Source organism: Caballeronia sp. LjRoot31, from assembly GCF_964253885.1.
Lineage (GTDB): Bacteria > Pseudomonadota > Gammaproteobacteria > Burkholderiales > Burkholderiaceae > Caballeronia.
The window spans coordinates 1,796,919-1,812,519 of the sequence record NZ_CAXURX020000001.1; the positions used below are offsets into that span (position 1 = coordinate 1,796,919).

Genomic DNA, 15,601 nt, shown 5'->3' on the forward strand with positions numbered 1-15,601 from the left:
AAGACAAAGGTTCGACATGTGCGCGGCACGCATTGACCATATTGCATTTCTGACACCTGGGAATTATCCGGATGAAAGCCCGGAGGCGGGATTCGAGCGAACGCTCGAACTGTTTGGCGTGGGTGAGGCACTCGGCTATGACAGCGCCTGGGTGCGTCAACGTCATCTCGAGCGTGCCGTGTCATCCGCCGCGACCTTTCTTGCCGCAGCAAGTCAGCGTACCACGCGAATCGGGCTGGGTTCGGCGGTCATCCAGATGGGATATGAGAATCCATTCAGGCTGGCGGAGGACCTGGCAACCGTGGACGTGCTGTCGAAGGGGCGACTCAATGTCGGGCTCAGCGCGGGTGCGCCGAACCACGGCGCCTTGTTGGGTGAGCGGCTGTTCGACACGGATCCCGACCTGATCGATTTCTCACATGAGCGGGTGGCGCGCTTGCGCCGGAATTTGTCAGGGGACTGGCTCGGAGACGAGGACACCTTTGTCGAATCGGCGGCCGGGCGGGTTCGACCGCGCGTATCGCCGTACGCGCGGGGGCTGACTGACCGGCTGTGGTATGGCGGTGGCTCACGGCGATCGATCGAATGGGCAGGACGTAACGGCTTCAATCTGTTGATCGGCAACATTACTACGGGCGAGGGGACCGACGATTACCGTGAAGCCCAATTGCAACAACTTGATCTGTTCCACTCTAACTGGAACGAAGTGCGTACGCCGCGTGTCGCGCTGGGGCGTGTCATCGTTCCCGTAGATGGCGCCGACGTCCAGACACGGCAACGCTATCAGTCCTTCGCGGAAGGACGCCACGCACGTACGCTGGCCCCGTTTGGCGAGCGGCGCATATTGTTCATTCCTGATCTCGTGGGGACCGCGGACGAGATCGTTGAGCGCCTGCTCGCGGATCCCGTAGTGGCGGGAGTGCGGGAGCTGCGTCTTGAGTTGCCCTACGATCTACCGTTCGAGAACTATCATCAGATTCTGGAAGATTTCGCTACTCGTATAGCACCCCATCTTGGGTGGAAGTCGTCAGCCGTGCGGGAGGCTGTGACGACATAAGTGCGGCCAGGCGGCTCGGGACGCGGGTGTCGACGAGGTTACCGCGACGGGAATATGGCCTCGTGATCAATGCTTCTCACGCTGCGCATATTGATGCTGGACCTGGCTGCGGCTCCCACAAGGAATGTTTTCGTTCGCACGCGCAGAGGCGAACCTGTTGCCCAGCAATGCGGGTTTCCGACATGTCTCTGATCGCTTTATATTCGATCAGCCATCTTCGAACCCGGCTAACTCAACATCGTCGTTGAGCGATCGTCTCTGTCGGCTACGACGCCTTCGATATCTATCTCACCGCCGGCCAACATGTTTGTCGCCGTCCAGGTCCGCCAGGCGTGGCTGGATATCTGGTCGTGCGCCTATGGAAAGGCGACGTGCCAGTTTCGCTGTGACGATGTCTTGCCACCTTGGCGGTTTTTATAAAAACGCCGAACTGCGCACGGGATTTCATCGCCCGCGAGGCATCGAGACATATGCATATACGTCTTTAAATTCATGACTATCTCGGAATTAATTGGTTGAAGGATGTGACTTTGACAGATCAGTATCTGCTCGCTTAACTAACTAATTCAGACACTTTCTCGCGCAATGATGCGTGCGCCGCACAGGGTGTTAATTTTTCCCACGGGGTCGATAATTATGCATGGAAGACGTTCAGCAAGGCTGGGTTGTGGGCCTATTGCGGGTTGGCGGCGCAAGACAATTTCGCTGGCGGTCGCCACCTACGCGTGCAGCGGTGCCGCCTACGCGCAGAGCGAGGCCGGGCCGTCTGTGGCGCAGCCGGCTAGTACTGCGCAGCAATCGCGCGAGCAGGATGGCGTGCAGGTTCAGGATCGGGTAGTGGTGACGGGAACGCGTACAGCGACGAAGGCATCCAAGAGTCTGACACCGGTGAATGTGATTACGGCCGAGCAGTTGCAGAGCACTGGCCAGACTGATCTGCGCGACGCACTGGTTTCCCTGTCGCCGGCAATCCAGCGTCAGGCCATGGGTGGCGCGCAAGCCGCTCTGGTCGACGTACTTACGTTACATGGCCTGACGCCTGACCAGGTGCTGGTACTCGTGAACGGCAAGCGCCGGCATTCGACCGCGACTATTTCCCTTAACCCCGGCCCGCAGCAAGGTTCCACGGGAGTCGACATCGACCTGATTCCCGTGAGTGCTGTCGACCATGTGGAAATCCTGCGTGATGGTGCCGCCGCACAGTATGGTTCCGATGCGATCGCGGGGGTGATTAACATTATTCTCAAGTCGGACACCAAGGGTGGTTCTATCGAAACGTCGACCGGGCAAACCTATCAGGGCGACGGTCTCCATCAAGACGAGTCCGCCCATTACGGACTTGCCCTCGGACCGGGCGGGTTCCTGGATCTGAGCGCAGAAGTGTCGCATGAGAATCATACGGACCGGACCTCTCAGTATGCTCACACCGGAGCGCTCGCCGGGTCGGTCAGCAACATCTATTTTGGCGATCCGGCGAGTACGCGTGAGGTTGTCGGCTTCAACGCCGGTTATTACCTTGGTGACAATGTAGAACTTTACGGATTCGGTACCTATGCCCACAAGGACGCGGCCAGCTATCAGTCGATCCGGGGCTCCGGCGTCTTGCCTGCAGTTTATCCGGGCGGGTTCATACCGCAAGACCTGCTTAACGAAAACGATTTCTCGGTCACGGCCGGTGCTAAGGGCGACAACCTGCTGGGCTGGAAGTGGGATTTGAGTACGACCTACGGCGGCGACTACGCTCATTTCAGCCAGGCGACGTCGGAGAATCTAGGCTTATATCAGGCAACGGGCCAGACGCCGACCAACTTTTACATCGGCAATCAGCAGAACACCGAGTGGACCAATAACCTTGATTTCACGCGGCCGTTCAATGTTCCCCTATTACCGGCACCCGTCACCGTGTCGTTCGGCTTTGAGCAGCGCACCGAGGGCTATTCGGTCGGCGCGGGCGAGCCGGATGCGTATCTGTACGGAGGCACGCCGGCGTTGGTTGGTTTGACCGCCGCGAGCGCGAGCAACAATACGCGCGACGTACTCGCCACCTATATCGATCTGGCGACCAAGATCACGCAACAATGGCAAGTCGATCTGGCAGGACGTTTCGAGCACTATAGCGACGTGGGTGATACGACGAACGGCAAGATCTCGACCCGTTACGATTTCACTCCATGGCTCGCGCTGCGCGGTAGTGTTGGCACCGGGTTCCGTGCACCCACGCTCGCAGAGGAATACTACACAACGATTAGCCCGACGCCGACTTCGGCGTTCGCATTGCTGGCTGCGAATTCGGCCGCGGCAAGATCGCTCGGTGCGCAGCCCCTGAAGCCCGAGAAGTCGACCAGCTACAACTTGGGTCTCGTGTTGACTCCGACGCGCGATATCAACGTGACGGTCGATGCCTATGAAATTGATATCCGTAATCGTATTGTCGAGGGCGGTTCGCAGGCGGGCCAGGCAGCAATCAACGCCATCGGCCTGGCGGGATTCTCAACCCCGCTGGGCATCCCGGCTTCAGCTATTTCGGCCAGCTATTTCACTAACGGTGCGAATACTCGCACCGATGGCGTCGATCTGGCGGCGACCTACCATACATACATCGGGCAATATGGCACGATTGATTGGGACGTGGGTGTCAACTTCAACAACACGTCGTTGACGCATCTCGCTGCGGGAGCCAACGGCCAGCCGCTCCTGAATGCCAAGCAGATCGATTACCTGACGAGTGGGACACCGAAGAGCAAGATCATTATTGGCGGCATTTGGAATTGGGGCAAGTGGGGAGTATCTCTGCATGAAACGCGCTTCGGTACCACGTCGGCGGAGGAGTCCTATAGTACCGGCCCTAATGCAGGCTCGGTCTCCGTATTCATACCGTTCAAAAACAAAGTGGAATACACCACTGACCTTGAGACTCGTTTCGAAGTAACGAAGCACTTCGAGGTGGCGGTAGGCGCGAAGAATCTGTTCAATGAATATCCCAACAAGTTGCCCCTGGCTGCTCAATATGCAGGGGCTGATATCGATCCCACGACGTCCGCGATTGGTATGGACGGTGGCTTCTACTACCTGCGCGCGAAGTACCTGTTCTAGTGCCGTTTGACCAGGAAATCTGGGCATTTTAGCTGGTCACAGGAAACATGTTCCGTACGCGACGCAGGTTCATGGCCGCTGCGCCGCAGGGCGGGCTCCGTCAGCTCTCGTAGTCGCTTATCAGAACCATTCATATTCCTGGATCAATTTCTTCGTGGCTATTCCGGTACAGGACCGGGAGAATCTTTTGCTTCTCTGACCAGACTACAGGAGGATTGTTCACCATGAGCCGAGATTTACTGCTGTTGCTGGAACCGGGCTTCGCCGATCCCGCTCACCCGGGCGAGCGTTTTGTCTGCCCACATGGCGTGGCGATCGAAGGGTTGCTCGCGAGCGACCACGCCCGCGTTGTGCGGCTAGACGTGAAGCACATTCCGTTTTTGCGGCCCAGGCGCGACGTGATCGCGGCTCTCGACGATGAGCATCAGGGGCTGCCGGTACTCGTGCTAGGTAACGAGTATCCCATACCCGACGACGCTCAGACACTCGGCGACAAGCACTTCGTCACCGATACGAAGCGGATTCTTGCGTTGCTGGCCGAGCGGCACGGCTTCCCGAAGGTCCATTAAATCCATTAAATCTGTTGACGCGCCGTGCTAGTTTGCGGTGCGCGCAACTATGTTGATCACTCTCATTATTTCCAGGAGGTAATGATGTCCACCCTGGATACGGCCTATATTCCAACCAGTGGGCAGCCCGGGCAGACTACCCTTGACTGGATCCGCACTCTCGTATCGATCGATACGACAAGCCGCTTGCCGAACCTCGGTTTGATCGAAACGGTACGCGATGAACTGAGGCGCCATGGTATTGACGCGACGCTCATACACGACCAGCGCGACGGTTGGGCAAATCTGTTCGCTACCGTACCGGCACACGACGGTTCGACCGATGGCGGGATCGTGCTTTCGGGCCATACCGACGTGGTGCCGGTCGTGGGCCAGCAGTGGGACAGCGATCCGTTTCAGCCCGAGATCCGCGACGGCCGGCTCTATGGCCGGGGCACCTGCGACATGAAGGGTTTCATCGGCAGCACGCTTGCGCTGCTGCCGGAGATGCTCGACGGGAAGCTCCTGCAACCGGTGCACTTCGCGCTGTCGTACGACGAGGAAATTGGCTGCGTTGGTGCCCCGTACATGGTTGCCGATCTGAAAAGGCGTGGCCTGCGTCCGGCAGGCTGTATTGTTGGTGAGCCCACCGGCATGCGCACGGTGATCGCGCACAAGGGCATCAATACCTACCAGTGTTGCGTGCGCGGCCACGCCGCCCATTCGTCACTGACGCCCAATGGGCTGAACGCGATCGAATACGCGGCGCGGCTGATCTGCCACATCCGGGACATCGCCGATCAGTTCCGCGCGCAAGGACCGTTCGATGAGTTGTTCGACGTGCCCTTCACGACCGCGCAGACAAGCCTGATCGAAGGGGGCAACGCGATCAACACGGTGCCGGCCGAATGCCGCTTTTCATTCGAGTTCCGCAATCTTCCGGCGCTCGAGCCGCAACAGATCATCGCCCGGATCGAATCTTATGCGCGCGATACGCTGCTGCCGGCAATGCGCCGCGAGCATCCGGACGCCGCGATCGAGTTCCGGCAGATGTCGTCGTCGCCGGGGCTGGACGCCTCCGAAGAGGCTGCGATCACGCAGCTTGTGCGCGCACTCACGGATGACCGGCAGAAGCGCAAGGTTGCGTACGGCACCGAAGCCGGGCTGTTCGCCCAGGCAGGCATTCCGACCATCGTATGCGGGCCGGGTTACATCGAGCAGGCGCATCGCGCCAACGAGTATGTCGAGCTCGGGCAACTGGCGAGCTGCGAGCGTTTCGTGCGACGGCTCATTGGCAGTCTGAAGGAGCCGTATGGCGTCGATGCGCATATGGAAGGCGGACGATCCGCTCCATGACCGGCGTGCCGCCGTCGTTACAGACTCGCACCTCTTTCGTCAATGTCAGGTGACTACCTTATGAATCAAGTGCATCAAGCGAACCGGGCGACCTCCGCTTCCGTTGCCTCACGGCAGATTCACCTCGGTGCTGTTATTGGGGGGCCCGGCGGCCACTACGCCGGCTGGCGGCATCCCGATGCGGTCATCGATGCAAGCATCAACCCCGACTTCGTCAAGGACGTGGCGCGCAAGGCCGAAGCCGGCAAGTTCGACTTCGTGTTCGTCGCCGATGGACTTCACATCAATGCGAAGTCGGTTCCGCACTTCCTCAACCGCTTTGAACCGCTCACCCTCTTGTCGGTGCTAGCCGCGATCACTGAACGGATCGGCCTTGTCGGCACGTTGTCCACGTCTTACAGCGAGCCGTTCACCGTGGCGCGCCAGTTCGCGAGCCTCGACCACCTCAGCGGCGGCCGTGCCGGCTGGAATGTCGTGACTTCGCCGCTGGAGGGCTCGGCACGCAACTTCTCGCGAGAGAGCCATCCGGAACATGGCGAACGCTATCGCATTGCGGCTGAGTATCTCGACGTCGCGAAGGGCTTGTGGGATTCATGGGAGGAGGGCGCGTTCATCCGTGACCGTGCCAGCGGCGCCTTCTTCGACCCGGCCAAACTGCATACGCTGGACCATAAGGGCAAGTACTTCTCGGTGGAGGGCCCGCTCAATGTCGGGCGCACTCCGCAGGGGCGGCCAATCCTGTTCCAGGCGGGCGCCTCGGAGGATGGCAAGCACCTCGCCGCTGCTCACGCCGATGCTGTATTTACGCATCATGAGACGCTCGCCGAGGCCCAGACGTTTTACGCCGAATTGAAGCACGAGCCGGACGGCATTGGCCGGGGCGCACACGAGCTGAAGATATTTCAAGGGGTGGGTGTGATCCTGGGCGATAGCGCGCAAGAGGCGGAGCGCCGCTATCAGGAAACACTGGAGCTGATCACCATCGACAGCGCACTGGATCATCTCGGCCGCTTCTTCGAGCACCACGACTTCAGCCAGTATCCGTTGGACGAAGCGTTTCCCGACATTGGCGAGCTCGGTAGTAACAGCTTTCGTAGCGGGACCGACGGCATCAAGCGTAAAGCCCGCGAGCGCGGCTTGACGCTGCGTCAGGTCGCGCTGGAGTCGGCCGCACCGCGACCGCGCTTTATCGGCACGCCCGAGGTGGTGGCAGACGGTTTGCAGGAGTGGTTCGAGTCTCGCGCCGCGGACGGATTCGTCATCATGGGGGGCACGCCAGGCGCATTCGACGAGTTTGTCGACCAGGTGGTGCCTATCTTGCAGAAGCGCGGTCTTTATCGCACGGACTATCAGGGCAGTACGCTACGGGAACACCTGGGCTTGCCGTATCCCGCGAATCGCTACGCGCAGGCACAGGGGTAAGAGATGGCAGCCACATACCCGTCAACCGGGCAGGATGAGCGCTTCGCCTATGTTTCGGTTCACGATCCATTGGCTCGCCCTTTGTTCGATGAACTGATCTTCGAATACAGTAGCCGTTACGAAGGGTTTATCAAGCCGGGCGAGATCGAAAACGAATTGCGACGCTATCCCCCCGAGGCGTTTGCTGCGCCGCATGGCGCCTTCCTGTTGCTGCTGCGAGACGGGCAAGCAATAGCGGGAGGCGCACTCATGAAACATTCCGATCCTGGCACCACTGAGTTCAAGCGCATCTGGGCCAGCCGCAACCATCGCCGTCAAGGCCTTGCGCGGCGCGTGCTGGCCGAACTCGAGGCGCAGGCTTTACGCCTGGGGTACACACGGGTGTTCCTCGGTACCGGTCCGCGTCAGCCCGAGGCCATTGCGCTCTACCAGACCAGCGGCTATACGTTGCTGTCGGCGCACGACTTCGGTGAGGAGGAGCCGCCGGGCTTCCTGTTCGAGAAACAGTTGTCGTGAGGCTACCGCATCGGCAATTGCACAAGACGGGCGTTAAGACACCTGCGCAGTCCGGCGGCAATGCAAGCGTCGTTCTCGGCATCTGCGTCGCGATGGGCTTCACTACGCTGCTCGACCAGGCAATCTTCGCACTGGCCGTTCCCCGGCTACGCGATGGTCTCCATGCGTCCGTGTCCCAGCTGCAACTGATCATATCGATCTACTCGGTGGCCTTTGGCGTAGCGCTGGTCCCGGCCGGGCGCTTGGGCGATATCATCGGCCGCAGATTGCTGTTCCTGATCGGGTTGTCGATGTTTGCCGGTTTCAGTGTGCTCGGCGGCCTAGCCTGGAGCGCGCAAACGGTCATCGCGGCGCGGCTGCTGCAGGGGCTGGGAGCGGGCATCATCAACACGCAGGTGCTGGGGCTGATTCAGGACCTGTTCCAGGGTGAAAGCCGCGCGAAAGCACTTGGCCGCTACGCTTCGGCCGGCGGGATGTCCGGCGCCGTCGGGCCTCTGCTTGGCGGGCTGGTGCTCGCATTTGCACCGCCAGATATCGGCTGGCGCCTGCTGTTTTTGATCAATGTTCCGTTTGGCGCTGTCGTCTTCTTCCTCGCGTTGCGGCACTTGCCCGGGAGCCGGCCGCAGCCCGGCCGGTTCTCCCTGGATCCAGGCGGGCTGGCATTGCTAAGTGTCATCACGCTGGCGTTGATGCTCGCCACCCTGGTCGGCAGCACAGGCTCCATTCCGGCCCGAGCCTATCTCGGCGCCGCTGCGGCTGGCGTGCCGTTGTTTGTCTGCTGGGAGGTGTACTACCAGCGTCGCGGCGGTTCACCGATTCTCGCGCGCGGCCTCATTCGTTCGCCTGGCTACGTGCTGGGCTCCGTGGTGGCCATGTTCCAGTTCGCCTCTGGTCTTACGTTAGGCATCGTCAGCGCGCTATTTTTTCTTGATGGCCTGCGAATAGGGCCTTTGCTGTTTGCGGCCCTGTCGGTGTCTTCAGCGCTGGGCATGCTGGTGTCGTCCGCCAGGAGCTGGCGTTTCGTCAGCCGTTTCGGCCGCGCCGGCGTCGCATCCGTCATCGCCATCTTTGCCGTCCTGGTTGCATTGGAGGCCGTGGCGATCCTGCTGCTGCCGGTAGCGGGAATACTCTTCGCCTATCCGGTCATCGGGCTTCTGCAAGGGGGCGCGAGCGGCCTGATCCACGCACCGAACCAGGTGATGACGCTAGCCGAGGCAGGCGAGGGCGAGGGGCGTGGACTCGCGGCTGGATTTCTGCAGTTGTCCCAGCGTCTGGCCTGCTCGATCGGGATGTCGTGGGGGGCGGGCATCTTTCTCGTGAAGCTGAGCAGCGGAGCCAGTTTGACGTCTTATCGTTCGGCGTTCGTGGCCGCGCTGATTCTGGTTCTCGCCCTCACTGGAGGGGCGCTGCTCGCTGCTCTGGCCGATACGCTGCGCCGGCGTTTGGCGATTCCGCCCGATGAAGGTCGATCCGGCGGCTCGACTGTCCCGGCGGCGCTGCCCGGGCACACGTTGGGTGGCACTCTGGATGTCAGTGAGCCATAGGAGGTTGGCCAGGACTGTTGTTCAAAGCCCGGTCCTTCAGCGATCTGAACGCGTGAGACCGACCTCGCCCGCGCCTATGAGTCGCGCTGATGACGGTCTTCACTGCCGGCAGTCAGCGTCGATCAGGGTTGCTTGTGAATAAACGTCAACCTCGGTCGTGTGCGTCGAATCATTTTGCTTCGACGCAACGTGTGCCGTATCGATATGGCGATTCGCGTGGATCAGAGACATCAGAGATTTGTGCTCCGCTCGAAGTGGGCTTTGATTGCCAGTGTCCTGCCTCGCGTTAAACGATTGCCATATTGAAGGACTATCTGAGCGGCGGCCTGATTCGCCAGCCTCGCCGCCTCGATGTGGCTGTAGCCATGTGTCACGGCATAGAGGAATGCGCCGGCAAACATGTCACCGGCGCCATTGGTGTCGATCGCCTTTACCTCGTCCGCTGGCACGGATGTTTGCTGGTGGCGTTCCAGCAGCACACAACCTTGCGCGCCACAGGTCAGGCAGACCGCGCGAGCCAGTTGGCTGATCTCGCGATATATCAGAGCCGGATCCTGCGTCCCGCACCAGGCCTGAGCCTCCTCTTCGTTGCAGAACAGATAGTCGAGCTGCTCGCCGACCATGGCGGCGAGGCCTTCCCGGCAAAAATTGATCATGCTCACGTCGCTGAGTGTGGTGGCCAGCTTGAGGCCGGCATCCCGCGCTATCTGACGGCCTTGGAGCGCAGCCTGCAGTCCGGTGGGCGAAGCGGCCAGATACCCTTCCATGTAATAGACACTGGAGCTCACGATGTCCTGCTCGTGCAGTGCCGTTGCATCCAGCTCGGCTGTCGCGCCGAGAAAAGTGCTCATGCTTCGTTCTGCATCGGGTGTGATCAATACGATGCAGGTGCCGGTGATGCCCGCTGCGGACGGTGTGTGAGTCAAATTGGTTGCGACGCCGTTGGCAGCCAGATCTCGCCTGTAGAACTCGCCCAGCTCGTCGTCAGCCACGCGGCACGCGTAAAACGCCCGACCGCCCATTTGCGATAGTGCAACCGCGGTGTTACCGGCCGATCCGCCACCGCTGCGGCGCGCAGTGATGCGGCGCAGGTCATGCAGCAGTTCGGCGCGCCGGTCCGCGTCGATCAGCGACATATGGCCTTTCTCCGCGCGCAAGGCCTTGAGCTGAGCGTCGCTTACTTCGTATTCGGAGTCTACCAAGGCGTTGCCGATGGCGTAGAGGTCGTAGTGTTTCATAGAAAACGGTGCGTACTCGAAAGTAAGGCGTCAGCTTAGTGAGCTATCCACCGAAAGCCTTGCTGGTTTTTGCTGGCGATGCGATATTCCTCGCGATCGGGCACTTTCGCTTATCAACGCACGATCAAGCAAAAGTGCACCCGTGGACACACTCATTTCAAGGCTGGTGGATATATGAAATCTTCAAGGTTTAATCCACGTTCTCGGAGGACAGCATCAAGCACGGGCTTTAGCTTGCCCAGACTTGATTCCACCGCCTCTCGTATGGTATCGACCACGACCTGCGTACCACGCTCGATTTCCATATTGAGTATGTTGCCGGCCTGCTTTTGCTCGAATACCGTCACACGCCTGGTTTCGGGAATCAGCCACACCTCGAACCAGCCTTCATTCCGGTTTACTTCGGAGACGGTCAGGCTGGCTCCGTTAATCGCAATATAGCCCTTGGCAAAAACATATTTGCGAAATTGAGCCGGAATAGCTATGCGAAGCAAACGATTATTTTCGGAGGCTTGCACCGCGATGATCGGCGCTGAAAAGTCGATATGTCCGGAAATCGGGTGGCCGCCGATTTCTGCACCGTCCTTCGCAGCGCGCTCAACGTTCACAGTGGCTCCCACGCCGTAACCTCCGAGAGCCGTAATCGACAGACTCTGAAGGATCACGTCGAATCGAGCAACATCGGAAGACACGATTTCCGTCACGGTAAGGCATACGCCATCGACGGAGACGCTCGCGCCCACTACCAGATCGCGGCAAAATCCTGGCGAAAAATCAATGGTGAACGTGCGTAATCCTTGATAGTCAGAAATTTCTGAAAGAGAGGCAGTGCCATGAACAATACCTGTGAACATAAAGCTCCTGATGTGGCGAGTCCAGCACCTGGTCATTTTCTTGCCGGGTTATAGAGTGAAAAACGTCGGATGGCGTTGGTCAAGCCGAAGGCGACCACGCTTCTACGAACCAGCGTGCAAGACGAATTTCCGCCGAACGCGAATTTGATGTTGTCCAACACGCTCAGCCTGACGGTGAAGTTCGCCGCATTCCGCCCTGGCTGGTTGGCTTGAAATGTCATTGCTTCGAAATCGAATATAGGACGGATAAATCGAAATCGACAATTCAATTCGGGGCCCGGGAATTATTTTTCGTTGAGCATCGAGCGGTCAAGCAATGAAGAAGAATATGGAAAGCCGAAAATATTGTTCTGGCCAGCGGGGTGGGTCGCGGTATCGTTCGCGAATCTAAAGGAACTCTTTATGCACGAACGAAAGGATCGGCGGGCTGGCTTCGATATCGACGTTATCGCGATATCAGCCTTTGCGACGTGGTGCGGTTTGAATGGCTGGAGCGCAGCATGAGCGTCGCGCGCAGACGATTAAAGACGCTAGTTGGCGCGGGCAGCGTGTTATATGCGAGCGGTGACGCGGAGGTGGCGCAGGGCATCCGCCGCGCAGCGGTACTCGCGCGTAAGGCGGAGGCTGAAAAAGTCACGGGCCTCCTCTTTACGGCCGACCTGCTGCAGGCCGACCCCGCTGGGCTAGCTGGCAATACCGGCAGCCAAGAGCCGATCGTCGCGCTCGCTGCGCTGAGTCAAGCGACGTCGTACATCGGGCTCGTCGCGACAGTATCGACCACCTACCACCATCCGTACAACATCGCGCGGTTGATCGGCACGCTCGACCATGTAAGCGGCGGCCGAGCTGCGTGGAATGCGGTCACGTCGTCGGTCGGCGAGGAGAACTTCGGCAATGACGCGCTACCCGATCCGGAGCGCCGCTATGCACGTGCGAGGGAGTTCGTTGAGGTTGTCAACGCGCTGTTCGACGCGAACGACGCGGCGGCCGCTCGACGCACGCCTGCGGGCTCGGTCTCGATCGACCCACGCAAGCTCGGCGCGATTGACTATCGAGGCGAGCATTTCCACGTTCAGGGGCCACTCAACGTGCCGCCACCACCGCAAGGGCGGCCGGTTCAGTTCCAGGCTGGCCAGTCGGTGAGCGGCGTGACGCTGGGCGCGTGTTACGCCGAAGTCGTCTACACCTCGCAGCCGACACTCGACGACGCGCGTGCGTTCGTAACCGAACTGCATCGTCAGGCTGTTGGCTTCGGTCGCGCGAACCGATTGCCGTTCATAATGAACTCGTTTCATTCAGTGATCGGCGAATCGCCCGCAGACGTCGCGCGGCGACTGCGCGACAAGCACGAACGGATCGACTACGAGCAGGGCAGGTTGAAGCTCGCCGACATGCTCGGTGGAGCAGTCGATCTGACCGGTCTATCGCTGGACCGTCCGTTGCCCGAGACTCTGCTACCCACGATCGAGAGCGTGAACCGGCGGCGCGGGCGTGTCGCGATCTTTCGTGCTTATGTCTTGCGGGGACTCACGTTGCGCGAGCTGATTATCCGCGCGCAGGATACCGGCCACTGGTCCGTCGCCGGCACGCCGGAGCGACTCGCCGATGCAATCGAGGAACGGTATCGCGCGGGGCTGGTCGATATAGTATCGCTGCACGGGCTTGGTGAGCCGGATCAGGAAGACCTTCTGCTGAATGGACTTCTGCCGGAACTACGCAAGCGGAATTTGATCGACACTGACTACTGCGGTAGCGATCTACGGTCGAATCTCGAATTGCCTCCGCTGCAAACGATTTTAGCCGGAGACGGGCAGCACGCGGCGAATGGGGGTTGAGCTGCCGCGATCCTCTATTCGCTGACGCTCGCGATCCGGACAGGAGGCTCGGAATGTTCTTCGACGCCGCATTCATGGCCGACGCCCGAACCATCTCTGACCAACTCGGCGGCTCACCGGACGCGGCGTCGCGCGCCCGAGGTCAGGTGCTGTTGCACGATCAGCTTCACTTGGGTGAGTCCGGGCACTTTCGAATGATTGTCGCTGGGCCGCCCTGCAATACGGCTGAAAGAGTTCATTCTCGGCTCGTCTACCATTTCTGGCCAGGGCTATACGCCCAGCGAGCTATTTCCCCTTAGGAATGTCGAGAGAGACGACCGTTTTCGGTTTCTGCCAGACCCCATTTTGACGTTCTTGTCCAATAAAGAATGACTTAGACGACGGACCGGTTGCACGAAGCTGACGTGATGCCGGTCGTGCTGACGCTGAGGATATTCGTTTGAAGTCAGTTGCCGTATAAGGGGATCAGAAATGCCGATAAGAGACGTGCTTTGGCGGTGCTATTGTCGAGGGTCGCGGGCGGCATACAAGCTTACTGTCGCGAATGGTCCCAGAGTGTGACCACCCCATGAACCTTCATTTCAAGCGAGCCAGACAATGAGCCAAACGATCTACGATGTTCCAGTGAAATCCATTGATGGTGCGTCGGTAACGCTGGAACAGTTCAAGGGCAAAGTATTGCTGGTGGTGAACGTGGCTTCAAAATGCGGACTGACACCACAGTACGAAGGCCTGGAGAAGCTGTATGAGGATAAGCGGGCAGCGGGGCTGGAGGTGTTAGGTTTCCCTGCAAATAACTTTAAGGGACAGGAGCCGGGTCGCGACGCGAAGATCTTGGCGTTCTGCAACACGACCTACGACGTAAAGTTTCCGTTGTTTTCCAAAATATCCGTAGTTGGCGCGGACCAGCACCCGTTGTACCGGACGCTGACGACCGCACAGCCGGATGCTACTGGCGATGGCCCCTTTCGAGCGCGTCTCAAGGGTTACGGGGTCGAGCCCAACCCGGTGCCCGAAGTGTTGTGGAATTTCGAGAAATTCCTCGTGAACCGTGATGGTCAAGTAGTAGGGCGATTCGCTCCCGACGTTACAGCAGAGGATGCGCGGTTGCTCGATGCCATTCAGGCGGAGCTTGCGCGGGCGTGATGCGCGCTCGTTCACTCTCACAACAGCGCATAGGCATCGTTACGATGCCGTGTACGGTTGGATCAACTGCTCCGGCCGAGTTCGCACAGGTGGACTGACGATGCTTTTCACGCTACGGCGCGCAGGTCGCGCTGCGTGGCCGACTGTTGCACTGGCCTTTGCACTGACTGCATGTGCGCCGTTGCCGCCCATCGCGAGCCACGTTGCTGCGCCAAGCGCGATACATCGAGCCGATGGCCCATTGCCTGTTCCGCCTGACCTCATCGCGCTGACTCAAGCTGGGGGACAAAAGCGGTTGATCTCTGCTGCCGCCAACCAGTCGTACTGGCCGCTATCAGAGTATTTCGAAACCCAGAGAAATGAGGCCTACTGTTCCGTCGCAACCTCTGTAATGGCGCTGAATGCCCTGGGAATCCGCCGTCCTGAATCTACGCAATACCCTGATTTCCCCTACTTTTCGCAGGAGGACTTCTTTCGCGGCGTTGATCCACACGTGGCTAATGCCGATCGAGTTGCGAAAGAGGGCATGACGCTCGATCAGCTCAGCGCGGTCTTGAGCGAATTTCCAGTTGACGTCGAGAAATTTCACTCCGCCAACTTGACGCTCGCGCAGTTTCGCAATTTGATTCTCGACACCACTGGTCGTAGCGACCGCTTCGTGCTGCTGAACTTCAGGCGTGTGGAGATTGGCGAAGTGGGCGGCGGTCACTGGTCGCCCATCGCAGCGTTCGACGTCGCCAGCGATAGTGCGCTCGTTCTCGATGTTGCACGATACAAGTATCCGGCCGTGTGGGTTCCAATAGCGAAGTTGTACGCAGGGTCGCAAGCGGTGGACTCCGTGAGCGGACTTTCCCGAGGCATCGTGACCATCGGCAGGCAGTAGGCGATTTCAGCGCGTGAACTCTGGTTTGCACTGGAGCTGATATCGCCGCTAGAGCGCGACGATTTCAACTCGGTCCACGATCACCATCCGCCCCCTTGCTGCTGAACCG

General features: G+C 59.6%; 13 protein-coding genes. 10 read left to right on the forward strand and 3 right to left on the reverse strand.

Annotated features, from left to right (window positions below; all coding sequences use genetic code 11):
• The first annotated feature begins 16 nt into the window (after window positions 1-16).
• From ACSQ8V_RS07945 to ACSQ8V_RS07975, 7 genes are all read left to right on the forward strand, one after another.
• Window positions 17-1,057, forward strand: coding sequence for an LLM class flavin-dependent oxidoreductase (locus tag ACSQ8V_RS07945; RefSeq protein ID WP_436205387.1), 1,041 nt, complete (start codon window positions 17-19; stop codon window positions 1,055-1,057).
• A gap of 636 nt (window positions 1,058-1,693) precedes the next feature.
• Window positions 1,694-4,150, forward strand: a complete 2,457-nt coding sequence (locus tag ACSQ8V_RS07950; protein ID WP_436205388.1) for a TonB-dependent receptor plug domain-containing protein — start codon at window positions 1,694-1,696, stop codon at window positions 4,148-4,150.
• A 224-nt stretch (window positions 4,151-4,374) separates the two neighbouring features.
• The gene (locus tag ACSQ8V_RS07955; RefSeq protein ID WP_436181509.1) at window positions 4,375-4,719 is read left to right on the forward strand and encodes a DUF3088 domain-containing protein; all 345 of its coding nucleotides are present in this window, start codon (window positions 4,375-4,377) and stop codon (window positions 4,717-4,719) included.
• Window positions 4,720-4,803: 84 nt separating this feature from the next.
• Entirely contained in the window at window positions 4,804-6,054 is a 1,251-nt protein-coding gene (gene argE, locus ACSQ8V_RS07960) for an acetylornithine deacetylase (RefSeq protein WP_436206614.1), read from the forward strand.
• A 60-nt stretch (window positions 6,055-6,114) separates the two neighbouring features.
• A complete protein-coding gene (locus ACSQ8V_RS07965) occupies window positions 6,115-7,476 on the forward strand; it encodes an LLM class flavin-dependent oxidoreductase (RefSeq protein ID WP_436181510.1) in 1,362 nt (453 codons plus the stop codon).
• A 3-nt stretch (window positions 7,477-7,479) separates the two neighbouring features.
• A complete protein-coding gene (locus ACSQ8V_RS07970) occupies window positions 7,480-7,992 on the forward strand; it encodes a GNAT family N-acetyltransferase (RefSeq protein ID WP_436181511.1) in 513 nt (170 codons plus the stop codon).
• On the forward strand, window positions 7,989-9,536 hold the full coding sequence (locus ACSQ8V_RS07975) for an MFS transporter (RefSeq protein ID WP_436205389.1): 1,548 nt from the start codon (window positions 7,989-7,991) through the stop codon (window positions 9,534-9,536). Before ACSQ8V_RS07970 ends, ACSQ8V_RS07975 begins: the two co-directional genes overlap by 4 nt.
• A 230-nt stretch (window positions 9,537-9,766) precedes the next feature.
• Here the strand turns inward: ACSQ8V_RS07975 and ACSQ8V_RS07980 are convergent, their stop codons facing one another.
• Together ACSQ8V_RS07980 and ACSQ8V_RS07985 are read right to left on the reverse strand one after the other, a co-directional pair.
• The gene (locus ACSQ8V_RS07980) at window positions 9,767-10,774 is read right to left on the reverse strand and encodes an adenosine kinase (RefSeq protein WP_436205390.1); all 1,008 of its coding nucleotides are present in this window, start codon (window positions 10,772-10,774) and stop codon (window positions 9,767-9,769) included.
• A 152-nt stretch (window positions 10,775-10,926) separates the two neighbouring features.
• A complete protein-coding gene (locus tag ACSQ8V_RS07985; protein WP_436181513.1) occupies window positions 10,927-11,628 on the reverse strand; it encodes a riboflavin synthase subunit alpha in 702 nt (233 codons plus the stop codon).
• A gap of 500 nt (window positions 11,629-12,128) precedes the next feature.
• On the opposite strand from ACSQ8V_RS07985, the gene ACSQ8V_RS07990 reads away from it, so the two are divergent.
• On the forward strand, window positions 12,129-13,463 hold the full coding sequence (locus ACSQ8V_RS07990) for an NtaA/DmoA family FMN-dependent monooxygenase (protein WP_436205391.1): 1,335 nt from the start codon (window positions 12,129-12,131) through the stop codon (window positions 13,461-13,463).
• A 113-nt stretch (window positions 13,464-13,576) separates the two neighbouring features.
• Here ACSQ8V_RS07990 and ACSQ8V_RS07995 read toward each other — a convergent pair whose 3' ends face one another.
• Window positions 13,577-13,702 carry a hypothetical protein gene (locus tag ACSQ8V_RS07995; RefSeq protein ID WP_436181516.1) on the reverse strand — a complete coding sequence of 42 codons (126 nt, stop codon included), beginning with the start codon at window positions 13,700-13,702 and terminating at the stop codon, window positions 13,577-13,579.
• Window positions 13,703-14,060: 358 nt separating this feature from the next.
• Between ACSQ8V_RS07995 and ACSQ8V_RS08000 the strand changes: the two genes are divergently transcribed.
• Window positions 14,061-14,609 (forward strand): glutathione peroxidase, encoded by a 549-nt coding sequence (locus tag ACSQ8V_RS08000; RefSeq protein ID WP_436205392.1) that lies wholly within the window; start codon window positions 14,061-14,063, stop codon window positions 14,607-14,609.
• Between the two features lie 100 nt (window positions 14,610-14,709).
• Window positions 14,710-15,492, forward strand: a complete 783-nt coding sequence (locus ACSQ8V_RS08005) for a phytochelatin synthase family protein (RefSeq protein ID WP_436205393.1) — start codon at window positions 14,710-14,712, stop codon at window positions 15,490-15,492.
• Window positions 15,493-15,601 lie beyond the last annotated feature (109 nt).